This is a genomic window from Pectobacterium aroidearum, assembly GCF_015689195.1.
GTDB classification, from domain to species: domain Bacteria; phylum Pseudomonadota; class Gammaproteobacteria; order Enterobacterales; family Enterobacteriaceae; genus Pectobacterium; species Pectobacterium aroidearum.
The window spans coordinates 3,148,342-3,171,202 of record NZ_CP065044.1; the positions used below are offsets into that span (position 1 = coordinate 3,148,342).

The 22,861-nt window shown below is 57.2% G+C and carries 21 protein-coding genes; 18 read left to right on the plus strand and 3 right to left on the minus strand.

Annotation, left to right across the window (positions count from 1 at the left end):
• Positions 1 to 132: 132 nt before the first annotated feature.
• The 6 genes from I2D83_RS14145 (at position 133) to I2D83_RS14170 (ending at position 6,567) form a co-directional block, all read left to right on the plus strand.
• Positions 133 to 1,053, plus strand: a complete 921-nt coding sequence (locus tag I2D83_RS14145; protein WP_205946744.1) for a DUF3577 domain-containing protein — start codon at positions 133 to 135, stop codon at positions 1,051 to 1,053.
• A gap of 82 nt (positions 1,054 to 1,135) precedes the next feature.
• Positions 1,136 to 1,810: a DUF3275 family protein gene (locus I2D83_RS14150; protein WP_205946745.1), complete on the plus strand. Its 675-nt coding sequence runs from the start codon at positions 1,136 to 1,138 to the stop codon at positions 1,808 to 1,810.
• A gap of 91 nt (positions 1,811 to 1,901) precedes the next feature.
• Complete coding sequence (locus I2D83_RS14155; protein ID WP_039498878.1) at positions 1,902 to 2,243, plus strand: hypothetical protein; 342 nt, start codon at positions 1,902 to 1,904, stop codon at positions 2,241 to 2,243.
• 81 nt (positions 2,244 to 2,324) lie between these two features.
• Complete coding sequence (locus I2D83_RS14160) at positions 2,325 to 2,972, plus strand: hypothetical protein (RefSeq protein WP_005966950.1); 648 nt, start codon at positions 2,325 to 2,327, stop codon at positions 2,970 to 2,972.
• 70 nt (positions 2,973 to 3,042) lie between these two features.
• Positions 3,043 to 4,152, plus strand: coding sequence for a DUF6094 domain-containing protein (locus I2D83_RS14165; protein ID WP_039498879.1), 1,110 nt, complete (start codon positions 3,043 to 3,045; stop codon positions 4,150 to 4,152).
• Positions 4,153 to 4,287: 135 nt separating this feature from the next.
• Entirely contained in the window at positions 4,288 to 6,567 is a 2,280-nt protein-coding gene (locus I2D83_RS14170) for a DEAD/DEAH box helicase family protein (RefSeq protein ID WP_205946746.1), read from the plus strand.
• A gap of 488 nt (positions 6,568 to 7,055) precedes the next feature.
• Here I2D83_RS14170 and I2D83_RS14175 read toward each other — a convergent pair whose 3' ends face one another.
• Both I2D83_RS14175 and I2D83_RS14180 read right to left on the minus strand, forming a co-directional pair.
• Entirely contained in the window at positions 7,056 to 8,762 is a 1,707-nt protein-coding gene (locus I2D83_RS14175) for a nuclease-related domain-containing DEAD/DEAH box helicase (RefSeq protein ID WP_205946747.1), read from the minus strand.
• A 4-nt stretch (positions 8,763 to 8,766) separates the two neighbouring features.
• A complete protein-coding gene (locus I2D83_RS14180) occupies positions 8,767 to 13,515 on the minus strand; it encodes a protein NO VEIN domain-containing protein (protein WP_205946748.1) in 4,749 nt (1,582 codons plus the stop codon).
• 802 nt (positions 13,516 to 14,317) lie between these two features.
• On the opposite strand from I2D83_RS14180, the gene pilL2 reads away from it, so the two are divergent.
• The 7 genes from pilL2 to I2D83_RS14215 are packed head-to-tail and all read left to right on the plus strand — an operon-like array spanning position 14,318 to position 20,280.
• Positions 14,318 to 14,887: a PFGI-1 class ICE element type IV pilus protein PilL2 gene (pilL2, locus tag I2D83_RS14185; protein ID WP_205946749.1), complete on the plus strand. Its 570-nt coding sequence runs from the start codon at positions 14,318 to 14,320 to the stop codon at positions 14,885 to 14,887.
• Entirely contained in the window at positions 14,884 to 15,534 is a 651-nt protein-coding gene (locus I2D83_RS14190; protein ID WP_205946750.1) for a hypothetical protein, read from the plus strand. The genes pilL2 and I2D83_RS14190 overlap by 4 nt, the downstream gene beginning before the upstream one ends.
• A complete protein-coding gene (locus I2D83_RS14195; protein ID WP_476739471.1) occupies positions 15,456 to 16,262 on the plus strand; it encodes a TIGR03759 family integrating conjugative element protein in 807 nt (268 codons plus the stop codon). The genes I2D83_RS14190 and I2D83_RS14195 overlap by 79 nt, the downstream gene beginning before the upstream one ends.
• Positions 16,244 to 16,834, plus strand: a complete 591-nt coding sequence (locus I2D83_RS14200; RefSeq protein WP_205946751.1) for a transglycosylase SLT domain-containing protein — start codon at positions 16,244 to 16,246, stop codon at positions 16,832 to 16,834. Before I2D83_RS14195 ends, I2D83_RS14200 begins: the two co-directional genes overlap by 19 nt.
• Entirely contained in the window at positions 16,831 to 17,370 is a 540-nt protein-coding gene (locus tag I2D83_RS14205; RefSeq protein ID WP_205946752.1) for an integrating conjugative element protein, read from the plus strand. The genes I2D83_RS14200 and I2D83_RS14205 overlap by 4 nt, the downstream gene beginning before the upstream one ends.
• A 4-nt stretch (positions 17,371 to 17,374) precedes the next feature.
• Positions 17,375 to 19,534 carry a type IV conjugative transfer system coupling protein TraD gene (traD, locus tag I2D83_RS14210; protein WP_205946753.1) on the plus strand — a complete coding sequence of 720 codons (2,160 nt, stop codon included), beginning with the start codon at positions 17,375 to 17,377 and terminating at the stop codon, positions 19,532 to 19,534.
• Positions 19,531 to 20,280, plus strand: a complete 750-nt coding sequence (locus tag I2D83_RS14215) for a TIGR03747 family integrating conjugative element membrane protein (RefSeq protein ID WP_205946754.1) — start codon at positions 19,531 to 19,533, stop codon at positions 20,278 to 20,280. The genes traD and I2D83_RS14215 overlap by 4 nt, the downstream gene beginning before the upstream one ends.
• Positions 20,281 to 20,323: 43 nt before the next feature.
• On the opposite strand, the gene I2D83_RS14220 is transcribed toward I2D83_RS14215, so the two are convergent.
• On the minus strand, positions 20,324 to 21,295 hold the full coding sequence (locus I2D83_RS14220) for a hypothetical protein (protein ID WP_241007224.1): 972 nt from the start codon (positions 21,293 to 21,295) through the stop codon (positions 20,324 to 20,326).
• A 251-nt stretch (positions 21,296 to 21,546) separates the two neighbouring features.
• Between I2D83_RS14220 and I2D83_RS14225 the strand changes: the two genes are divergently transcribed.
• The 5 genes from I2D83_RS14225 to I2D83_RS22585 are packed head-to-tail and all read left to right on the plus strand — an operon-like array spanning position 21,547 to position 22,847.
• Positions 21,547 to 21,843 carry an integrative conjugative element protein, RAQPRD family gene (locus tag I2D83_RS14225; protein WP_462982584.1) on the plus strand — a complete coding sequence of 99 codons (297 nt, stop codon included), beginning with the start codon at positions 21,547 to 21,549 and terminating at the stop codon, positions 21,841 to 21,843.
• On the plus strand, positions 21,840 to 22,073 hold the full coding sequence (locus tag I2D83_RS14230) for a TIGR03758 family integrating conjugative element protein (protein ID WP_048257629.1): 234 nt from the start codon (positions 21,840 to 21,842) through the stop codon (positions 22,071 to 22,073). Before I2D83_RS14225 ends, I2D83_RS14230 begins: the two co-directional genes overlap by 4 nt.
• Before the next feature lie 57 nt (positions 22,074 to 22,130).
• Positions 22,131 to 22,409, plus strand: coding sequence for a hypothetical protein (locus I2D83_RS14235; RefSeq protein WP_476739472.1), 279 nt, complete (start codon positions 22,131 to 22,133; stop codon positions 22,407 to 22,409).
• Positions 22,410 to 22,464: 55 nt separating this feature from the next.
• Complete coding sequence (locus I2D83_RS22580; protein ID WP_420851227.1) at positions 22,465 to 22,605, plus strand: hypothetical protein; 141 nt, start codon at positions 22,465 to 22,467, stop codon at positions 22,603 to 22,605.
• An 8-nt stretch (positions 22,606 to 22,613) separates the two neighbouring features.
• Positions 22,614 to 22,847 (plus strand): hypothetical protein, encoded by a 234-nt coding sequence (locus I2D83_RS22585; RefSeq protein WP_420851228.1) that lies wholly within the window; start codon positions 22,614 to 22,616, stop codon positions 22,845 to 22,847.
• Positions 22,848 to 22,861 lie beyond the last annotated feature (14 nt).

Below are 22,861 nucleotides of genomic sequence, written 5' to 3' on the forward strand. Positions count from 1 at the left end.
GCATCCTCACGCGAACGACTACCGGTTTATACCGGTAGTGGATGCATCCGCCTTATCAACCCATCGCGGGGTGACACACCCTCGCCATAGGGCCTGGTGTGTCTCCGCTTCATTTTCAATGGAGATTTCACCATGAGCCATTCTACCTCAGGCGAAAAAGCCTATTTCGATCTGCACACCGAAGGGTACGGTCGTCTGCAGCGTGTGCGGGAAGTTCCCGTACGCGGTGGCCGACGTGCTCAGCCCTTTCTGGCTTGCACCATCGCCGCGTTGGTCGGCTCTGTCAAAGAACCGGTCACCCGCTATTTTGACGTCAAGGTCTCAGGTGCCGAGGCTAAAAAACTGGTCGAACACTACGTCGGCATGGATGATCCAAAGCAGCGCCCGATGGTCAAGTTCCGGCTGGGGGATCTGTGGAGTGATGCATTCATCCGCCCCAGCGGTGAACGCAAGGGTGAGCCAGCAGCCAGCCTCAAGGGGCGACTCCTGAAGGCTGAACTGATCGACCCTGCCACACTGGCGGCTATCGAACAGTACGAACTGATCACTCGGGGCATTGGCTACCTCAATCGACCCAAAGACGTTACACCGAAGGAGGGTGACCCATTCCTCGCGTGCACCATTGGTGCTCTGGCCGGGCCTGTTGAAGAGCCGGAATACCGGTACATCAACACCATCGTGACCGCGCCGGAGGCTCAACATCTGGTACGCCGTTGCGTGCAGGCCATCGAGGCTGAGCGCAAGGTATTGGTGGCCTTTCGTCTCAACGACATGAAAGCCGATCCGTACCTTCGCACGAAGGGCGAGCATGCCGGCGAGCCGGCTGCGAGTCTGGAGTCCAGATTGATCCATATTGGTCTGATCAAGATCGATGGCCAATTGGTCTATCCCACTGCCAACCAGCCCCCCTCTTCTGGGCACGCTACGGTGGCATCCACTGTGTCAGAAAGCCCTGATAACAGCGCGGATATGCCTTCTACGACGTCCGGTACAGCCGGGCCTGAAGCGCAATCCTCGGTAGAAGAAGAGCCCGCTCTCGTCACTTCACTCTAAGCCGATCGGCAAGACCTCACATTGGGGTCTTGTCTCTTTTTCCAAGGTTATCGGTAGTACAACGCATCCCAGGAGATTATCCATGGCTACAGCAGCCGTTCAATCCGCTCCCCCCATCATCGTTAGCGGCCAACTCGCAATCCGCACAATATCCGGTCGTAACGGCCGGTTCACAGTCGGTCGTCTCACCACACACCTTGGGTTGTTCCATGTCAAAGATCCCGAACTGGAGCAGTATCCCGAGGGGAAGTATGAGGGTGAATTTGCGATTCGATATATTTATCCGAAAGCCTATCCTGTCGGCGACGGCATGCGATTCGAGATCCGGGCCAACCTGGATGGCATGACCTTGTCTGGTATCGACAAACTCAGCAAAGCAGAGGCTCGCGCCTTCGCCACGCAAGATGTCGATCCGCTTGATGAGGAATCGGGTACTCAACCCGTACCCACGCCAACCGCAACGTCCAAATCCAAGGCCAGGCTTGCCCCTGTACAAGCCACCCAGGACCCACTGGTCGACACCACGCCATTCAGCGTCGATGCACCCTCCGCGACTGTAGCGGCCTCGGACAATCCCGATAGCGATGATGCAGCATTGTTCGGCATCCTCTGGCCGCTGGGTGAATCAGTGAAGCTGGACGCAACCATTGACCGCCGCACGTTGCGCCTGCAAGTCGCGCGGTTGAGCCAGTTGAGCTATGTGTTCGACACCACGGCCCAGCAGTGGAACCGCCAGTCTGAATCTCTGGCGACCTGATTCATACAGCTACCGCTATTGCGTTTTTCCCACCCGCCGGGGTCTTCCCCGCAGGGGAGGTTCCCGGTCCTTTCATTTCAGGAGCCTCACCATGAGTCGGCACTATTTCACGACCTTCTACAAGGGTCTTCCCACCCCCCTCTACCTCGGCTGGGATCGCCCAATGCAGTACTTCTTTCTCGTCATTGAGAAACCGGAAGAACAGATCGAGGAAGACACGTGTGACGAACACGACATCTATCTGTACAGCAACCTGCAAGAACGTGATCCATTTGGCCATGGCCTGGATTACTACCGTGCCGTGTTGCAGCGTTTTCAGATCACTGTGCCTGAGAGCATGTTCACCGAAGTTCTGCGTGATGCCGAAAACAATGTCGGCAACCGTGTAGTCATTCATCAAGCTGACGGTTCGTTCGCTGAGCGTGAAGGCTGAACGGCTCACGCACTTTCATCCCCTTGGGGCAACATTGCCCTACAGGCAGCGTTGCCCCTCAGTGTTATTGAGGACACCACCATGCCCGAATCTTCATTACCGCAACCGTTGTTCCGTATCGACGAATGCACTGACCTGATGGTCGATGCCTGCGTCTGCCGCGAGAATGGCGATCTGGTCTTTGTCTCAATCTGGGCGCGGGATACTGCCGTCCAGCAATTTATCGCCCGTCTCACACTCGGTCGCGATGAGGATGGATTGAACCAGTTTCACCTCATCACAGAACACGGCGGCTCCGTGCCTGTGTTCATCCCCTCGGTCGAGCGCCTTGAAAAACGCCTGACCCGCAACTATCGCCGCACGCTGTTTGGATCGCTCACCAATCTGTGGCTGTTCGACCAACGCTGCATCTGCCCTGACAAGAGCACAGCCAGCGCACTGGCGCTACTACCGCGATCTGCCGCTGAACCCACTGTTCGCTTGTGGCAACTCGTCAAAGACACATGTCCGCTGCCACTGCTCGACCACTGGCAAATGCCGGTGCTGGAGTTGCTGCGCAGCCGCGACATGCTCCATGAGCTACCAGTCGCCCTCGGGCCGCTGCGGGGCTTTCGCCTTGGACTGGACGTGCCAGCACTCACCGACGCGCTGGGCGGGCTTATTCGTAACGGCGCTCTCACAGCCTATCCCTATCCATCACAGATCTGCACCTCGCAAGCGGCGGTCTGACCATTCCACAGCAGGCGTACCTTACCAGGCACCTGCACTTTCTTTCATCATCGCCAGACAGGAGATTCCTATGGCACTCATGTTTCCCCGGCTCGCCAGAAATTTTGCCAAAAATGGCTATTACCCTACCGATGAGTCCACGCTCGAACGGACACTCGCCGCACTGGCTCCCAGCGATGAGCCCATGTGCATTATTGATCCTTGTGCCGGCGAAGGCGTTGCGATTGCCGAAGCCGCCCATGCCCTCGGGCTTGCTCACACCCGGTCGTACGCTGTCGAATACGATCAGGAGCGCGCCAGCCATGCACGGTTGTTGGTCGAACACTGTATCCATGCCGATTTGATGGACACCATCATTTCGCGTCAGGCATTCGGCTTGCTCTGGCTCAATCCACCGTACGGCGACTTATCCAGAGATGCCAACGGCAATATCGGCTACGACGGTAAAGGCCGGCCCCGACTGGAAAAGTTGTTCTACCAGCGGACGCTGCCCCTGCTGCAGTACCACGGCATTCTCGTTTTCATCATTCCGTCCTATGTGCTCGACCAGGAAATGGTGGGCTGGCTTACGCGCCACTTCGCCGACCTGCGTGTCTTCCGTGCGGTAGATACACAGTTCAAACAAGTGGTGCTGTTTGGTCGTCGCGTTCGCCAGCGCGATCTGGCGAGTGAAGACGTGAAGTCCACCCACACCCGATTGTTGCAAATCGGGCAGGGAGAACAGGAAGCAGCGGAATTGCCGTCCAAGTGGACATCATTGCCGTATGTCGTTCCAAGCGCCCAGGCTGAACCCGAGCATTTTTATCGCATCAGCATGGAGCCGATGCAGTTCGCCGAAGAAGTACAACGCCTGCGAGGTTTGTGGCCAGCGTTCGAGACTCACCTCGGTGCCGCGCAGCAGTCGCTGCGTGCGCCTGCTCGTGCGTTATCTGAATGGCACCTGGCATTAGCCCTGGCGGCGGGTGCTATCTCCGGTGTCGTGCAGTCCCCAAGCGGTCGCACGCTTGCAGTCAAGGGGGATACCTACAAGCAAAAAGCGACGAGCACCGAGTATTGCGAACGCGATGACGGCTCCATCGCCGAAACGCGCATCCTCACCGATAAGTTCGTGCCCGTCATCAGAGCATGGGACCTGTCTCCTGACTCAGCCACGCTGGGACAGATCCTTACCATCCATTAATCCCCGCAAGGGGAAGCAGCATCACCCACACACCGCTGGCCACTGAACCGAGTTCAACGCCAGTCCGTTTCTCTTACCCATCGGGGCATACATCGCCTCTGGGGTGGTGCATGCCTCATTTTTTGGAGCATCTCCATGAGCATACAAATCGAAGCGGCACCTGCCGTAACGCAATCACCCCAGACTGGAGATCTGTTCGCCCCTGCGAACGACGAACTCTCCATCAGCATGCAGGATTTTGTCAGCGAGTTCGGGGATGAATTGCTCGACTCTCTCAATCGGGCTAATCCACCGGTCTACAACGGTATGCCACGTGCAAACCGACAACGTATCCTGGCCAATCTCAAGCGACAGTTGTTCCCCGCCCAGGCAGAGGTCGTGCATGCAGCGGCAGAGTTGCTCGTCAATCAAGGCGAGCGTGCGGCCATCGTCAATGGTGAGATGGGGACGGGAAAAACCACCGTCGGCATCGCGCTGGCGGCGGTGCTCAATGCGGAAGGCTATCGCCGCACACTCGTCCTCAGCCCGCCACACCTGGTCTACAAATGGCGCAGGGAAATTCTCGAAACCGTCACGGGGGCCAAAGTCTGGGTGCTCAACGGCCCGGACACGCTGCTCAAACTGATCAAGCTGCGCGAGCAACTGAATGTGCCAGCCGATGGACAGGAATTTTTCATCATTGGCCGTGTGCGCATGCGCATGGGATTCCACTGGAAGCCCGCGTTCTTTCGCAAGCGCACCCGTCACGGCACAGTTGGGCTTTGTCCACACTGCGGCACCATGGTTCGCAATCTTGATGGCGAACCGGTCAGCGCACTGGAACTCGACGCGGAGGAAGTACGTCGCAAGTGTAGTTTTTGCGAGAGTGCCCTCTGGACACTGATGCGACCACGTAGTTTGTCAGGCAGCGATCAATCCGCAGCGGTACTGCGGGCGCTGAAACGTATTCCAACCATAGGTGAAGCCACTGCGGCCAAGCTGATGAAGACCTTCGGCGATTCATTCCTGGCATCGATGCTGGGGGATAACTTCCACCAGTTCATCAACCTGATGGACAACCGAGGGGAATTGGTCTTTTCAGACAGGCAGGCTCAGCGCATGGAACGCGCCATGTCGAGTATGGAGTTCGGCTTCGGTGAAGGCGGTTATCAACCCAGCGAATTTGTGAAGCGGTATCTGCCGCAAAGCACGTTCGATTTGCTCATCGCCGACGAAGCCCACGAGTACAAGACAGGCAGTTCCGCGCAAGGTCAGGCCATGGGTGTTATTGCGGCCAAAACCCGCAAAACGCTGCTGCTCACCGGCACGCTGATGGGAGGCTACGCTTCCGATTTGTTCTATCTGCTGTTCCGGGCGCTGCCCAGACGTATGATCGAAGACGGCTACCGACCAAGTGCCAGCGGCAGTATGAACGCTGCAGCCATGGCATTCATGCGGGAGCACGGCGTCCTCAAGGATATCTATTCCGAGAGCGATGGTCCGTCCCACAAGACCGCCAAAGGCTCGAAGGTTACCGTCAGGACAGTCAAAGCGCCGGGATTCGGCCCCAAAGGTGTACTGCGCTGCGTTCTGCCCTTCACGATTTTCCTCAAGCTCCGGGATATTGGTGGCGTACTGCCCCCGTATGACGAAGAGTTCAGGGAAGTCGAGATGGACGCTGAGCAAAGTGATACCTACAGCAAGCTCGCTGCCAGCCTGACGACTCAGCTCAAGGAAGCCCTGCGAAAGCGGGACACCACCTTACTGGGCGTGGTGCTCAATGTGCTGCTGGCCTGGTCTGACTGCTGCTTTCGTGCTGAAACCGTGCGCCATCCACGTACGCGAGAAATACTGGCTTTCACCCCGGCCCAGTTCAATGAGCTGCAGGTGATGCCCAAGGAGCGGGAACTGATCGACATCTGCAAACAGGAGAAAGCAGAAGGTCGCAAGACTCTGATCTATTCCGTTTACACCGGTACGCGGGACACCACCAGCAGGCTGAAGATGTTGCTGGAGCAAGAGGGCTTCAAAGTAGCGGTACTGCGTGCGAGCGTAGATGCCAGCCGACGCGAAGACTGGATTGCCGAACAACTCGACAGAGGGATTGATGTCCTCATCACCAACCCCGAGCTGGTCAAGACTGGGCTGGATCTTCTGGAATTCCCAACGATTGTGTTCATGCAATCTGGGTACAACGTGTACACGCTGCAGCAGGCCGCACGTCGTTCCTGGCGTATAGGACAAAAGCAGCCTGTGAAGGTGATCTACCTGGGGTATACGGCCACGTCGCAGATGACCTGCCTGGCTCTGATGGCGAAGAAAATTCTGGTCTCTCAGAGCACGTCGGGAGACGTGCCTGAATCAGGACTGGATGTGCTTAATCAAGATGGCGACTCTATTGAAGTCGCTCTGGCCCGACAGCTTGTCGCGGCCTGATGTTCCTGTCTGCCGGCGTCCCGCAAGGACGTCGGCTTTTTCACATGACACGCCGCTCTGTGGCGGTGAATACAGCCCAGAGACAGCAAGCTTTTCGTCATAGCAGCTCATTCCTTCGCCCACCATCCAAAATAAAAAAGGCACAACCCCAGATGCAAGGGAAGATGCCTGCTTTCGACCCAAAACGGTCCTTTGGTCGGCCAGACAGCAGACATTCGGCGCACATTGTTGGACAATCCCTCCCCGTCAAATGTAGGACTTGAATGGCAGCATCGGCTCATTGCTTCACGGCGTGGCGACTAGGATATCGCCAATCTCATCAGCAAAGCGGATGGTCACGGGCAAGCGGTTTGAAAAAGCATGTGTTGCAGTTGATTTTCGACAGTGTGAGGACATCCCGCATGATTGTCGAAAGCTAGGCCTCACCGCGTCGGATGCTCACCTCGCGCCATTCTCGAGCGCGTGCTCTCTGATGTCACCGTGCATGCTCATGCAAACACGCTCATGGCCCTCGCTGAACCAATGACGTAGAGCAACGACTTCGCCCTCGTGGCCCCCACATAGAGGTATTCCCACAGCTCTTCCTCGACGACCTCATCACCAACCCAAAGGACGACAACGGACGCCTCCAACCCCTTGAAACGGCCTACGGTGTCGACAAGCACGGAGTGGCGTTGTCCCGATGCCTCGACCGCCCACGAAGTTCCTCCTGGAAGTCGCTGCGCTTGAAGCAAGCCATACAGCCGCGCCTTGGGACGCTTCGCCACCAAGACTGCAATGTCTTCCGGCGTCACTGCGCCTGCGAGAAGCTCTCTGACAATATTACTAATGGCAATAGCTTGCTGCCCTTCATCCTCAACTAATGTTCGTGTGATGTCATTGCCGGGAAGGTCTGGGTCGTCAATTGGCGCGCCCGTGTAGAACCTATAGCCAGCGCGATGGATGGGGACGGTGTTGCGGCAGTTCGCGAGAAGACGGTAGGGCTCATTTGCTACTGGCAGGTTGGCATGCTTGCGGTAGAGAGACTGGTTTTCGTCGATGAAGATATACAACACCCCTTGCTCAGGGTCGCTGAGCAATTCCTCTATCGAGAACCAGTAGTCGTCGCTGAAATCTTGTGCTTCATCAACAAGCAGCGCATCGTACTTCGTGTCCAGGATTTCGTTGGAGCGAGCCAAGGCGAAGGGCATCTGGACTTCGAAGATGTGCGTCTCGCCAGTGCCGGGGAATGCTGCCTGCGCTTCGGCGAGCAGGTCCACACCGGCTGCTTGGCGAGCCTCGGCGATGCGTCTATCGCAGAGTTGATGGAAGCTGAGTACGGTGATGCGGGGCTGGTCGGAGACACTCACGGCCAACGCATCCGCGAGTCGCCGGTTGTAGCAAAGCAGCAGGACCGACTGTGCCGTCTCCGCGAGTTGCCGAGCCTTCTCGACCGCTATCAGAGTCTTGCCGGTGCCAGCTCCGCCAGCGATGATCGCGCGCTTGTGATTCCCTAGAATGCGGAGGATCTTCGCTTGGTTTGTGGTCAGACGGATGCGTGCCTGCTCGGCTGCGTCCAGTACCCCCCGCAGCGCTGGCAGAACCTCAACGGAACTACACAAGATGTCTTCCACCAACCGAACCCCTTGAGCGCCCAAGGGGTCTTCGTTTGCCTGCGTCCAGAAGGCTTGCAATCGGGCAAGCCAAGGCACAAGTGCGACGATGTCGGTGTCGATACCGATGATTGGCCGCTGACGGTCTGGCGCAACGAGCCGTTGTGCGTCGTGAATGTCCGGCAGCATCACCGCATGGCCCAGAGTCACCCGGGTGCCTCGCCACTGACGCCAGAGGGCGTGGCCAAGGAGTTGGTCCTTCAGCGCGTAGCGCTCACCAGCAGCTTGTCGGAAAGGGTCCTTGATGTCATGCACAGTGCTATTTCGGTCGATGGACTGCCAGCGCCCGGTGACTGCGTCAAACGAAACGCCTCCGCCCTTGACCTCGACGGCGAATACACCACTTTGCGGCATGACGATGGTGAAATCCGCCTCCCCCTCGAGCAGCCATCCCCGGTCGTTGCGAAATATCCAGTTGATGGAGTAGAGGACAAGAACATCGGCAGGCAGTTGTCGTCGGCACTCCTCGTAGAAGCGCGCCTCAGCCTGCGACTTTAGACCTCGAAGCTGCTCTCGGGTTAGCTCAGGAAGCATGCGTGCCATGGGGCTACTCGTAACTCAGCGTCATCGTTGCGGGATTGAAGACCTTGCTGAAGGATTGCCTGCCGCCTTCGAACTCGATGTGCAGCTTGGCCAGTTGGCCACCTCCCTTGACCTTGGTGATGCGCCCCTTACCTTCATTCACAATAGTGACGAACATGCCAACCTCCGGGCGCTGGGGCCTTGCGGCGACGGTCTTGGCTATCGCCTTCCATCCCTTATCGAAGCGGAACTGCGTGGTCAGCCCAAAAGGATCCTGCACCAAGAACAGCTGACGACGGTTGTCGTCGGTGGCGTACTCGACCACACAGAGCCAATACCGGCCTCTGGCTGAGTTAGCCTTCGCGAGCTCAGTAGGAGTCAGGGCCACCCCTGCCTCGGTCCAAGCGCCCCCCAGTCCCTTGACCTCGATGTATTCCTCGCGCCCATCCACGGTCAAGGCCTTGATGTCAAAGCCCGGGTTTCCGGGCGGCATCACTTCCACAAACTTCCACTGCGACGCAGCCTTCTCGAGGAAGTACTTGACCGCAGCTTGTTCGACAGTGCGGTTTCGTTTCGCGGCCTCTGGGTCCGGTTCCGCATCTGGCGATACCGATGGCTTCGTTTGATCCGAGGTGTCTGCGTAGCTAAGTAACCGTCCTCTCTTCATTTGCGCTGGTCTTGACTTACGCCCCCTGCGTCCTGCGTGTGAGCCGCCACTAGGAGTTCCCGTGCCGAGACGTACTGGTGCTAGTTCTCCGTAGGGTGCGTGGCTCGCGCTGCCGTCTGGCTTATGCGCAACTCCTGACGCGCCGCCATTTCCCCCCACAGCGCCAGCGGGTGGCGTCGGACTCGGTGCGGGCGCTGGAGAGGCAGTGGAGTCACTCCATGGCAGGTTACCACCCGTTGCTTCTGGTGATGGACTGCCGTCCAATGGACCTGCGGGTAAGCCTGCCCCTCCAGTCGCCGCATTAGGGGGTGGCGCAGAGTTCTTGTCTTGACCGCTGCCGCTTGGCGGACGAAGCGCAGCACTGGGGGAGGCTGGTGGTGCCGTCGTCTTAGCCTCGGCGTCCCAGCCCTCAGAAGCAGGCAGAGTTGCTGGTGCTGGAGGTTCAAGACCGAGTGCTCGGGCCAGCGCGAGCTCTTCCTCGGGCGGAAGTGCGCTGACGTTACGCAGCCGAAGGTACACTTCGGCGTCCTGCACTGTCGGCGAAATTAAAACCCGGCTGATGATATCGGTGAACACCACAGGAAGACGCAAAAGCTTGCGGACTTCCAATGCCACTTGGTCCAAGTGCGAAGGAGCTTCAGCGTTGAGCAAGAGTTCGGCACCTCGTCGGGCCACCGGACCGGTGGTCCTACGCACAGACGCACCAAGAGTTACGTCAAGCGCTAGGTCCTGAACAATGACAACCTCGAGGCCATGGAGCGCTTCAAACAGCTTGTCCCTGATAGCGGTCTCAAAACGCTCATGGCTCTGCGTGTAGACCACCCGGGCGAGGCACATGAACATGCTCCGCAGCTTCTGAGTGAGTTGCTCATCGGTCGTCCCCCTGATGCCGGGTACGACCGCCACCTTCAGTGAGGCCGAAAGTGTCTCGACTCCCAACCTGGTAAGAAGTTGCGTGACCGCGGAAAGCTGTTCTGGCGCAATGGCCAACAAGGAAACGTGCAGCAAGTCCTTGAAGAGCGCCGCGTACTCAGGCGCATCGTTGAAGTAAAGCGACGCAGAATTCGCAACAAGCTTGCCGCGGTGATTGAGGAAGAGCGGTTGTGTCTTCATCCGCTCCATCCAAGTAGGCTGTGGGCTCAGCGGATTGGTAGATGACAGCGCGGTAAGTTCGCGGCTTAGTCGCCTGTAGATAACAATGGCGATGTCTGCACGTTCGCTCTCCGACTCCACTGTCTCAAGTTCCGCTAGAGCGGCGACCCACTTAGCCAGTTCCAGTTCGAGCGGAACATGCAGCAGGCGGGTGAAGAAGTTCGTGTAGTCGACGTAATGCGTATTCAGGGGGGGATGCCGTGCATCGAGGAAGCGCACACCAGTTGGGCGCCAGCAGGCGTCGCCGAGTAGAACCCACGTAAGGCTCCCACCGCGTCCGATGGCGATGAGCGTTTCGTTTGTGAACGCAGCTTGAATCGTAGCTCCGTCGATGTTCCATAGCTTCTCGAGTTGCCTGTAGATACGTCGTATCTGCTCCCTGGTACTGCCACCATCGGTGCGAATTTGCCGAAGCCGCTTGATACACGCTTTAGCATCTATCTTATAGGTGATGCCGCACGCTGCGAGGAAGCACTCATCCCAGACGTCAGCGTCCACGTACGTGAGATTTCCGCCCAGGAGGTCTCGCACCTCGGAGCAGTCGTGATAGGTTTGCTCCAGCGGCACGGTCACTCGGCGTCTGGTTGGAGCGGTGGTTTCGCGCAGTGCTGTCCCGAACTGCGTCTGGGTGGTCGCCTTTCCGTAACGGGCCTGATGAATCGTCAGTCCGTCGTAGCGGACCCAGTGCTTGTTCAGGCACTCGAGCGTAACCCGCCGCACCATCTGGTCCTCGGCCTGGAGCAACGCAGAGAGTTCGTCACTGCATACAGCATCACCAGTGGTCTGGGAGACGACCATCGGAGTCTCGTGTACCCCGATTCGAATGAAAAACTCGCGCCACCGTTGAAGGTCGGTCGCGGTCTCATCCTTGTCGAGCTTGCCCGTCGGCTTGAGGATGTACTTCTCCGAAAGCAACTTCCCCGTTGGAAGCTTGTCTCCGAGCAAGCCCTCAATGTTGAAGTCCGGGTGATACTCCTTGCTCAGGTAAATCGAGCTGGGCCGCTCGAAGAACCATACGCCATCCTCTTCACGCTTGCTGCCCAGGTATAGACCCGTGCGGAGCGCCTCCAAGGCGGTCGCTTCTGGCTGACCTTCGCGAGCTTTGGCCAGATAGGCGTCGAGTTTGTCGCGAAGGTACCGGATGTGTCCAAGAAGTGCCGCCGGGTCCGCCTTCTTGAACCCGTCTGGTGTGTGGTGCGGTAAGACGTGACGCTGGATGAGTTCGTACGGCTTGTCGTGTTGAACCCCAAGGCTGTCCAAGAGAGCCAGTACATCCGGAGCCGTATCAGTAGCCCGAGCATAGAACTCGCTATCAACGACGGTAAGCATGTGCTCGAAGCCGTACGTCTCCGTTGAGTTCAGGGGGTAGAAAACTGCGTCGCCTTCGGGCGTGGCCATGCTTCCGCCAGCGGCAGGAATGCAAGGAAGCTTCAGCATCCCTTCTACGTAGTCGGCCCGCCTTGGTGACTTCGCGATGTATTCGTAGAACTGAACCTTCCACTCCAGGTCCTTATCCTTCAGCCATTCGCTGTGCTTGCCGAAGATCTCCAGTACCTCCGCGATGAGAAGCTTTCGGCAGGACAACCGCTCAAGCCCGCCTTCGGGAGCCACGAAGTCAGGCGTCGGGTAATCGGCTCCGAACAGAGCCACCGCATCGGCCCAACTAAAGAGCCTGCGGATTGCATCTGACGCCAACAGTACTTCCGCAGGTTTACGCCAACCACCGCCTTCAACGGGAATGCAGGCAACTTCCTTGAGCGCGTCAACAGTCTGCGCCACCACTGGGGCGAAGAACGGGTCAACGACATCGTTTTTTCCAGGTAGAAACCGCAGATAGCTGAGCGACAGCGCCGGATACGCCTTGAACTCCTCGACAGCTGCCACGAACGCTGGAGCGATTGAATCGCGCAGGCGCCGGTTCCAAGGCAGTTCCTCGTGTATGCCTTCGCGGCTGGAGGTGAGGACGAAGTCGGCTTGGATGTAGAAGGAAAAACCGAACTCACGGATTGGGAGAAAGGCGTAAGTTGGGCATCCTTCGACGGGAGCCGCAGCGCCATCGGCGGACAGGGGAAAGGCAAGGACGACGTTGACATGTTCAACCTTCTCCCGCTTTGGCTCAACGATGTCTGACATGTCGAGTGAGAACTTCGAACGGAGGTACATCGACAGCTCTCGGGACTCAGCCTGACCTGGACGCTCACTGACAACAGTCAGTGCGCTGAGGGACTCATCATCCGCTCGTTCATAGCGTACGCTGAAATCGTTCGTGTGAACCTTGAGCAGGCGAAGCTTCTCCAGGAACAGGAGCAACGTCGCGTTGATGTCAGTCAAAAGCGCTGGCGAGAAGTCGTTCCCTGCCCTCGCAGGGAGAACGACGGTCGTCTCCTCATCGACATCATCCGCTCGGGTGTCAATCCAGTGAGGAACAACATAGCCCAGCGGGTCCTCAGGGGCGGTCAGGTCGAACCGGAAGTGATAGCCGTTGGAGTGAATCTCCGGGGTGTCCGTGACCTTGAACACCGACTTGAAGCCAATACCCTTCTCTCCGATGTAGCCGACCTTGTTCTTTTTGGAGCTCTCACCGGCGCTGCACAACGCACGAACGTTGGCGGGGGTGAAGCCGACTTCGTTGTTGGAGACGACGAGTTCTCCTGGGCCCAACTGGAAAGAGAGTGCTGGCTCTACATCAAGGGCGTAGTGGTTGTCGTCTGCGTTCTGAACCAGCTCGAGCAGGAAGTGCGATTCCTTGGAGTTGAGATCCTTCGCGACAGTCTCAAGAAGGTTGCGGTACTTGCGAACCAACCTATCAACGACCTCGCGGCCATCGCCCACGAGCTCGGCGCCGATACCGAACTCGTACCGCCTGATGTGCTCAATGACGTCTCTTGGTGAGATCGGACCTTCCGCGGTGCTCGCAATGCTCATCACTTCGCAGTCGGTTTGATGATGTTCCAATGGCACTCCCTTGACTATTATGACACCACGGATGCGATCGATAAGTGCGCCTATACCACCGGCAGCCACAGGGAGTGGCCTTGGATGACCCGGAAAGCTGGTCCCCCGGGAAATCGAATCAGCAACTCTTGGTCAAGCGGCACCTCTCGACGTAGGACAAGAGCGAAACTGCCAGCCTAGAGTTGCCGTGAGAAACCGATTATGGCCGACTACAGAGGTTGAACGACCGCTTCTGACCGATAACAGACATTATAGAATTTCGTTCAGATTTTTGTTACTTCTACTTGAATAACTTTGCATATTATCGATCCACTTTAGCTTTAGCCAGAACATGGTGATTGCCGAGGAACGCTGAGGCTACCGTCATAAAGTGTTTTACCTGTACCAGCAACTCCCACATATACCAGCGCCGATTGCAGGCGGATCGCCAACGAAATGACGTAGTTTTCCAGCCGCTCCGCATCTAGATGCTCCAGGTGACGAAAAATTCACACCAGTTCATCGTCCACGATAAGCTGGATGTCCTTGCCGGGCGGACACATCGGAACATAACGGCACGGATTCGTGCCGTCCGAGCACAGTCCTCATACTTCGGCCAGGTTGAACATCCTGCGCAGTACGCCAAAGGTTCGGTTCACCTCGGTCTGCTTGTAGGCCGCGTCTTCATCAAATCGGCCACACCCGGACACTTCACGTCTTGTACCTTGATACAGAAATAGGAAGGCACCCAATCCGCATTCTTTGCTGATCAAACCCACGCCTCAGACGAAGGTAACAGCTCATCGCTATAGAGAGCTGAACCATGTCACCAACACATTCAATCCGGCTGCTGTTTGTCAGCCACCTGCTGATCATTGCAGCCTTGAGCAGCGGATGCACACCAACCACTGCCCCGCCCCCCTCTCCGCCCATCAAAGCGGTCGCCTCGGTTCCCGACGCTACGCCGGACTTCATTCCCGTTGTACGTTACGGACGCTATACCCTGGTCGAACTGGCTCCCGATGCGGCACAGCGCGATCTGTTGCTGCAGGTGATCGATGTATCAATACCCGAGCATTCCCGCGCTACCGTGGGTGACGGCCTGCGGCACGCGCTCAAGCGAAGTGGCTACCAGCTCTGCGAAACAGCCCAGTCTGTTATTGAACTCTATTCACTGCCACTGCCCGTTGCGCATCTACACCTCGGCCCGATGACCTTGCGGGAGACATTGCTTACATTGGCCGGGCCGTACTGGGCGATGTACGTCGATAACCGTACGCGACAAGTGTGTTTCAAACGCACCGATATCGACGCTGGCGCTGGCACAGCAAATGGCGACACTCAGGTCGCCGATGCAGTTAAGCCCCTCCCTCATGCTGGAGGGCAACCATGAACAACACCGCCATCACGTTGAGGCACGCCTCAACCATGATCATCCGACTCCTGGTCTGGGTGTGGCTGGGTGTACTGACTGCTCTTGCCGTCCTGAACTATCGCGCAACAGCCAATTTGGTCAAACGCGAGCAGGTGGATGCCAGCCTGCAACAGATTCAGGTACTGGAAGGTCGGCTGACAGAGCTGGCCGACAACATACAGGCTCTTGAAGCACGCCCGGTCCCTGCCAGTGCAACAGCCTTACGAAGCATGCAACACAGTCTGGAAACGCGTATTGCTCAGATGGAGCAAAAGCAAGAAAACTACGCCTCCACACAAGTCGTGCAAACGCTTCGTGATGAGCTGACGCAACTCAAGTCTCAACAGAAAGCAGCCATTCAAAGCGCTCCAACCACCAGCCGCACCACCAATCCTGCTGCTACCGCGCCCAGGAAAATGCCATTCCCGTTTCGCATCCTGGGTCTGGAGCTGCGCGCAGGACAACGCATGGTATCGATTGCACCGGCCAGTGGAGAACCCGCACCTGAGCAAATCCAGCTTGTATTACCCGGTGAAACCGTGAGCCAGTGGCGACTGGAAACCATCGATGGCGACACCGCAATTTTCAGCCGTGCCGGGCAGACACGACGCCTGGCGATCCCCTGATGGAGAAGACCATGAAACGTCTGATGACGATCCTCCTCACTGCCACACTGGCCACTCTGACAATGTCCGCGATGGCACAGCCCTCCACCACGATGCAGTCCCGTATCGTACCGACCCAGGTCGAACAGCACCGGGACGAACGTCTGGCGCAGGACTGGGGCTTGAACACTGACGAATGGTTGCGCTATCGCGAACTCATGGAGGGGCCCCTCGGCACCTACTCACCCAACCTCGATCCACTATCCGTACTGGGCATTGAGGCCCGCAGTGACAACGAGCGACAACGCTATGCCGAACTACAAGTACAGGCAGAAGCACGTCGTGTTGAAAAACTGCTGGCCTATCAGCAAGCGTACGACGAAGCCTGGCAAAGACAGAATCCCGACCTGCTGCGGGTAAATTTGCCTGATGCCGGACTCAACAAAAACACGGTAACCGGAAACGGACGCACGGCGGTGTTCGTCAAGGAGAATTGCCAGCCATGCACCCAACTTGTGCAGCGCTTACAGATCTCCGGCACGCCCTTCGACCTGTATATGGTCGGTTCACGCCAGGACGATGTACGCATCCGGGATTGGGCCAGACGCGCACAGATTGACCCAGAGCAGGTACGCAATAGCACCATCACACTGAACCACGACGCAGGTCGCTGGTTGTCTCTTGGACTGTCCGGAGACCTGCCCGCCAGTGTCAGACAGGTAAATGGTCAATGGCAACGTCAGCCCTGACATCTATGCAACGAAGATCGACGTTGCTGGTAAGCATACTGATGGCTGGCCTGGCTCAGGCCCAGGAGATCCCCCCACCGGCCTACCAGTTGGCGGCTCAACGCGCGGGTGTTCCCTCTGTCGTCCTTTATGCGGTGGCGCTGCAGGAAAGTGGCGTGCGCCGTGCAGAACGTATCGTGCCGTGGCCGTGGTCGCTGAATGTGGCAGGCCAGTCTCGCCGATACACCAGCCAGGCGCAGGCCTGTGCAGGAGTACACCAGGCCCTGCAAGACGTACCACTTACCCGCATTGACGTAGGCCTGGGGCAGATCAATCTCGGTTGGCAAAAGCATCGCTACCGCCAGCCCTGCGACTTACTCGATCCGTACAACAACCTGACGATCGCTGCACAGATCCTCAAGGAGCAGCATATCCCCGGCGAGGACTGGCTGCTGGCAATGGGCCGCTACCATCGGCCTGCTGGCGGTGCGCCTGCGGCACGCTACCGGCGCAGTGTGTCGCAACACCTTCAACGCGTATTGGGGCCGCAGCAAACTGTCCCCACCACTCTCAGCAAGGAAACCACCCCATGACGATCCACATCAAGACGGCATACGGCCTGCTCCTGACACTGGCAACCGTATCGCCATTGATTCATGCAGCACAGCCGCCGATTGTGGTGGAAGACCACGGAGGGGCCTCTGCGCTGCCGTACTACGAGGCGCTCAACCTTCAGGTACGTTCACCCGATACTCCACGCCCTCCCATTGCCATGCCGCCGATACAGGTAAATCCAGTAACCGAAGCAGACATGCTGCCAGTACGCAGCACAAAGCTCTCCCCAGGCACCATAGCACGCCGGGTCATCGACGCACCGGGCCTGCAACCGTTCTTTCTGGTCGGCGACGATGAGGCATCCCATGCGTGGCTGCAGCGCCAAAGCGTATTACTTCACGAACGAGGTGCCATCGGCCTGGTCGTCAACGTCGAGACCGAAGACGGCCTGACACACCTGCGTGCTATCGCACCAGGTCTGCAGTTCGCGCCAGTGGCGGCCGATGACCTGGCTGAGCGACTTGGCCTGCGACATTACCCCGTGCTCATCACCAGCACGGGCATTGAGCAATAACACAATGGCACAGTCTCAGCCGGTCGAGGTACTGCTGCGTCCCCCCGTAGAACTCTATACCGTTGCGGTTTGTGCCGGAGCCGCATTGCTGTGCCTGACGGCTCCATGGTCTCTCGCGCTGAGTCCGGACATCGGCATCGGCAGCGCACTGGCCTTCGGAATTTTTGGCACACTGCGCTGGCTCGATGCACAGGTGATCCTGCGCTACCGACGCAATATCCGTCGCCTGCCGCGTTACGTGATGACCAGCCGCGACGTGCCGGTCAGCCAACAACGTTTGTTCATTGGCAAAGGATTCCGTTGGGAGCAAAAACACACTCACCGGTTGATGCAAACCTACCGGCCTGAGTTCAGGCGTTATGTCGAGCCGACATCCGCCTACCAGTTGGCCCGACGTCTGGATGAGCGGCTGGAGTTCGCACCATTCCCGTTGTCGCAACTACCCCGTCTTACGACCTGGGATATGCCGCTCAATCCGGTACGGCCATTACCGCCCGTTGGCGGCTTACCGCGTCTGCATGGCATTGAGCCTGACGAGGTGGACGTCAGCCTGCCCCTGGGGGAGCGTGTCGGCCACTCCCTGGTACTGGGCACCACGCGCGTAGGCAAAACGCGGCTGGCTGAATTATTCATCACCCAGGATATTCGTCGAAAGAATCACCTGGGCGAGCACGAAGTGGTCATTGTTTTCGACCCTAAAGGCGACGCGGATCTACTCAAGAGAATGTTCGTCGAGGCCAGACGTGCAGGCAGAGAGAATGCGTTCTACGTGTTTCATCTGGGGTGGCCGGAGATCAGCGCTCGTTACAACGCGGTGGGACGTTTTGGTCGCATCAGCGAAGTCGCGACCCGCATCGCAGGGCAGCTTTCCGGAGAGGGTAACTCTGCTGCATTCAGAGAATTTGCCTGGAGATTCGTCAATGTGATTGCACGCGCATTGATCGAGCTGGGGCAACGACCGGACTACCTGCTGATCCAGCGCCATGTCATCAATATCGACGCGTTGTTCATCGAGTACGCCCAACACTACTTCGCCCGCACAGAACCGAAAGCCTGGGAGGTCATCGTCCAGATTGAAGCCAAGCTCAACGAGAAGAACATTCCCAGGAACATGATCGGTCGCGAAAAGCGCGTGGTCGCCCTTGAACAATACCTCAGTCAGGCCCGTAACTACGATCCCGTACTGGACGGACTGAGATCAGCGGTTCGCTACGACAAAACCTATTTCGACAAGATCGTCGCCAGCCTGCTGCCTCTGCTTGAAAAACTCACCAGTGGCAAAATCGCCCAGTTGCTGGCACCGAACTATTCGGATCTGAGCGACCCCAGGCCGATTTTCGACTGGATGCAGATCATCAGGAAACGCGCGGTCGTCTACGTCGGACTCGATGCGCTCTCCGATGCCGAAGTCGCCGCTGCGGTGGGCAACTCGATGTTCAGCGATATGGTCTCGGTGGCCGGACACATCTATAAATTCGGCATCGACGATGGCCTGCCCGGTGCATCGGCTGACACCAAAGTACCAATCAATGTTCATGCCGATGAATTCAATGAACTGATGGGCGACGAATTCATCCCGATGATCAACAAAGGCGGCGGTACTGGCATCCAGGTCACCGCTTACACTCAAACACTGAGCGATATTGAAGCCCGCATCGGCAATCGCGCCAAAGCCGGTCAAGTCGTCGGCAATTTCAACAACCTGTTCATGCTGCGCGTGCGCGAGACAGCCACCGCCGAACTGCTCACAAAACAGTTGCCCAAGGTGGAGGTCTACACGACGACCGTGGTCAGCGGCGCGACAGACAGCTCCGACATCCACGCCAAAACCGACTTCACCAGCAACACGCAGGATCGCATCAGCATGTCGAGCGTGTCGATGATTGAACCGTCGCACGTTGTTCAACTTCCTAAAGGGCAATGCTTTGCACTGCTACAGGGTGGCAACCTGTGGAAAGTCCGCATGCCCCTGCCCGCCCCCGATCCAGATGAAATCATGCCGACGGATCTTCAGCAGTTGGCAGGCTACATGCGTCAAAGCTACACCGATACGGGTCAATGGTGGCAGAACCAGGGATCGCCCACGCTGCAGGAGCAAGCGCTACCGCCTGAACTGCTTGATGAAGATACCGACAGCCTTACCGACCAGGGTGAAGCGCCATGAGCGATCCAGCGGCTACGGCACAACATCAGCAAACACGCCGACAAAGCCTGCTGGCGAGTGTCATTACCTTGCCATTCAGGTTAGTGGGAGTGCTGATTGGTTCATTGCTGATTTCAATCATCGTGGAATGCGCAGGTATGCATCTTTTCTGGAAAGACCAGGGCTGGCAACACTCGCAAGCGATGCTGCAGTACGAATTGGGACACCTGTCGAATAACTTTACCCGCAGCGTCATCGTGCAGGAGCCAGGGCGTACGGCACACCAGATTGTCGATACCGGATATGAATGGATATTCATCAAAACCGGACTGCTTGAGCGCATGAAGCAGACCGCCGAGCGTGCGCGTGTTCCCAGCCAGACACCCACGCACGACTTCCGCTACTTCGTGAGTCAAGTCTATGTGTGGTCAGAAAATTATCTGATCGCTGCGGCCTTCACCACACTCACCTTCATGGTGCGCCTGCTCGTCCTGGTACTGACACTGCCACTCACCCTCATGACGGTATTCATCGGGCTGGTGGATGGCCTGGTCCGGCGCGATGTACGCAGGTTTGGCGCAGGTCGGGAATCAGGATTTGTTTACCACAGAGCCAAGGCAGCGCTATTGCCGCTGGCTGTGCTGCCCTGGGTAACCTATCTGGCGTTGCCGATTTCGGTTCATCCGCTGATGATTCTGCTGCCCGGCGCTGCATTGCTGGGACTAGCCGTGGGCCTGACTGCGGGAAGCTTCAAAAAGTACTTGTGATGGAAGAGAAATCAGGTCATCAGGTCACTTCAATATTGATGATTTATTGGATTTGCTGGCCAAGGATTTTTTCACGATACATATTGGCCAAATGGCGCGCTCTCATGCACCACTGCTCGGTAATTTTCGGGAAATCTGTTGCATTTCGCCCATCCATCCCTTGCAATGTAACGTAGCCCTGCCCATCCTGTCCGTATACAAAAATTATGTAGTTATATATTGAATCTCGAAAATCGCTGATAGCGGAGAAGAAGTCATCGCCAGCCGGAAGCGCCCGAGATAAATCAACACGACCTTGGGCATATAAAAAATCATGAATCCCCTTCATGCCCCATTTGGTCCGATCTAATTCAATGTATAGATGATCCACGGCATCATAGTGGACTGATGGAATGTAGCCACAAGAAAAATCCCATGTTTCGAGCCAGAGGAGAAAATCATGCCGAAAATATGTCGGAACAATAGCCTGAAGAGCGGCTATAGATTCCGACATCTGCTGAGGCGCCAATACGTTACCGGCAAATTGAAATGCTGACGGAAAAATTCTCTGGAGGACATCTTGTGGGATAAAATTAATATCAACAACCTCATCCCAATAGACCACATAAACCGGGAAAAATGATCCATCCGGCCTTTTGTGCTGAGGACTATATAGCTGCTGATGATTTATGCTGGCATGGCGACTTGCCGTAGTAAAAATCACATAACAACTAATATTACCAGGGAAAGCATCGGTCTTACTCAACTCAGAAGCAACATCTGTAGAGCTTAGGCGAGCAACAAATTTTGCTTGCCCAAACACTGGGTAGCCGTCAACGGCGGGGAAAATATCAATTCCATACTGCCTTTGCCCACTCCCACCATATCTTCTGAAATACAAGTCATATCCCATATTCCTTGCAACCCATTCCCTCATGAGGTAGCAGCAAATTTCCTCAAAATCCTGATCGTTTCTAAAAGTTATTCCTTGCATTTTCACCTCAGATTTTTTTAAGAAGCAATGATATTTTGCCATGCGAGTGGTGGAAATTCTTCTTAACTATTGGGAATGACGAACGCCCCCTGAGCGAACTGCAAATACGCAGCCAATCAAACCGATCAGCGCAGTTTCCTATTGTTTACTGCCTGAAGTCACCCTGAGCTCCACCATCACACCATTGTTGATCACACAGGAATGGCGCGATGGTGGCTTCAACTTGGCTGCGCGCCGCATATCGCGGCGTTCCCACCTTTCTCACGACAGTTCTTCTGACAGGACTGTCCCCTATGACCTTGGCCGAGCCTCCGGCACAGCGCCAAGAATTGGCTGCTGCACTACGCCAACTCGACGCATTGGAACGCCTCGTCGTGCAGAGCGCATCCAGAACCCCCGCAGAGCCAGGCGAACGCTATCACTTCGACTACCCTCAGTTGCTCGATGATTTGGCGCGTGTACGCGCAGGCATCCAGTTCCATCTGTCGCCATCCCGTGCCCAGCCACGCGACGCCACCGAGCTGAGCAGTAACTACCGTCAGGAATCGGTATCCGAGCGTAGCAACATCTCCCCAGAAGGCCAGCCATGACTGCCGCACAAATCAATGCCTTCCAGGCCAATAGCGGCATCACACCTGCAGCCATGTCCGCCGTTTTCATCGGTGTCGTATTCGCGGTGCTGCTGCTCTGGGGTGCATGGGCCATCCGTACCGCCTACGTCGGTTGGGCCGAAAACCAGCTCAACCAGCGTCAGTTCCTCGGTGTCATCGTGCGCTTTATCGCGATGTACCTGGTGCTGACGTTTTTCCTGCTCTCGTAACCAGAAAGGGGCAACCCCATATGAAACACCACTTATCTCCCGCTCGTCTCGCGCAACATGCAGCACTGGCCATGGGTCTTACCTTACCTGCACTGTCGTTCGCTCAAGGATTGCCGCAACTGGAAAACCCGTCTCGAGGCACAGGTGGCGGCGTGTATGGAAGCCATCCGCAGTGCAGCTACGACATCGCGTGCTGCTGGTGTGGCTCTTCTGGTGGTCGCCAGCATGTTCATCGGCGTGTGCTATCACGCCTACAACCTCGCCGAAATCACAACGGCAAAAAACCTGGGGTCAATTCGGCCTGACAGTCGCCGTTGGGGGCGGTACTGCTGGTGATCGGCATCTGGCTGCTCACCGAAGCCACCGGCATTTAGCCAGAGAGGGACTGGGCATGTCAGAGCATCCACATATCCGTACGGACGGCATCACGTTCCTGCCGCATCGGCTTAATCGACATCCGGTGGTGGTACGCGGCCTGGCACGGCTGATGAGCTGTGGATCTGCTGCGGCCTGTCCGGTAGCGCCGGGCTGATTATCGGCGTGCCGCTATCTGGTGCTTTCAACCATCGCTCTAGCACCGATACCGTGTGCTGGGCATCGCCTGCGGCGTGTTCATCCGGTGGCGGCTTCCTGCGACGGCAGAAACGCGGCCGGCCCCACGATGCCTGGCTGTTACCGTCAGTTGCAATGGTACATCACGACTCGCTACCCGCTGCTCACAGGCTGGGTTGGCGGACACCTGCTGATCACGCGTTCAGGCTCCTGGTCGAATAGAAGGACAACGCGAT

Coding starts and splice junctions, on each gene's coding strand:
- I2D83_RS14145 (WP_205946744.1), top strand. CDS start 133: ATGAGCCATTCTACCTCAGGCGAAAAAGCCTATTTCGATCTGCACACC.
- I2D83_RS14150 (WP_205946745.1), top strand. CDS start 1,136: ATGGCTACAGCAGCCGTTCAATCCGCTCCCCCCATCATCGTTAGCGGC.
- I2D83_RS14155 (WP_039498878.1), top strand. CDS start 1,902: ATGAGTCGGCACTATTTCACGACCTTCTACAAGGGTCTTCCCACCCCC.
- I2D83_RS14160 (WP_005966950.1), top strand. CDS start 2,325: ATGCCCGAATCTTCATTACCGCAACCGTTGTTCCGTATCGACGAATGC.
- I2D83_RS14165 (WP_039498879.1), top strand. CDS start 3,043: ATGGCACTCATGTTTCCCCGGCTCGCCAGAAATTTTGCCAAAAATGGC.
- I2D83_RS14170 (WP_205946746.1), top strand. CDS start 4,288: ATGAGCATACAAATCGAAGCGGCACCTGCCGTAACGCAATCACCCCAG.
- I2D83_RS14175 (WP_205946747.1), bottom strand. CDS start 8,762: ATGGCACGCATGCTTCCTGAGCTAACCCGAGAGCAGCTTCGAGGTCTA.
- pilL2 (WP_205946749.1), top strand. CDS start 14,318: ATGTCACCAACACATTCAATCCGGCTGCTGTTTGTCAGCCACCTGCTG.
- I2D83_RS14190 (WP_205946750.1), top strand. CDS start 14,884: ATGAACAACACCGCCATCACGTTGAGGCACGCCTCAACCATGATCATC.
- I2D83_RS14200 (WP_205946751.1), top strand. CDS start 16,244: ATGGCAACGTCAGCCCTGACATCTATGCAACGAAGATCGACGTTGCTG.
- I2D83_RS14205 (WP_205946752.1), top strand. CDS start 16,831: ATGACGATCCACATCAAGACGGCATACGGCCTGCTCCTGACACTGGCA.
- traD (WP_205946753.1), top strand. CDS start 17,375: ATGGCACAGTCTCAGCCGGTCGAGGTACTGCTGCGTCCCCCCGTAGAA.
- I2D83_RS14215 (WP_205946754.1), top strand. CDS start 19,531: ATGAGCGATCCAGCGGCTACGGCACAACATCAGCAAACACGCCGACAA.
- I2D83_RS14220 (WP_241007224.1), bottom strand. CDS start 21,295: ATGGCAAAATATCATTGCTTCTTAAAAAAATCTGAGGTGAAAATGCAA.
- I2D83_RS14225 (WP_462982584.1), top strand. CDS start 21,547: ATGACCTTGGCCGAGCCTCCGGCACAGCGCCAAGAATTGGCTGCTGCA.
- I2D83_RS14230 (WP_048257629.1), top strand. CDS start 21,840: ATGACTGCCGCACAAATCAATGCCTTCCAGGCCAATAGCGGCATCACA.
- I2D83_RS14235 (WP_476739472.1), top strand. CDS start 22,131: ATGCAGCACTGGCCATGGGTCTTACCTTACCTGCACTGTCGTTCGCTC.
- I2D83_RS22580 (WP_420851227.1), top strand. CDS start 22,465: ATGTCAGAGCATCCACATATCCGTACGGACGGCATCACGTTCCTGCCG.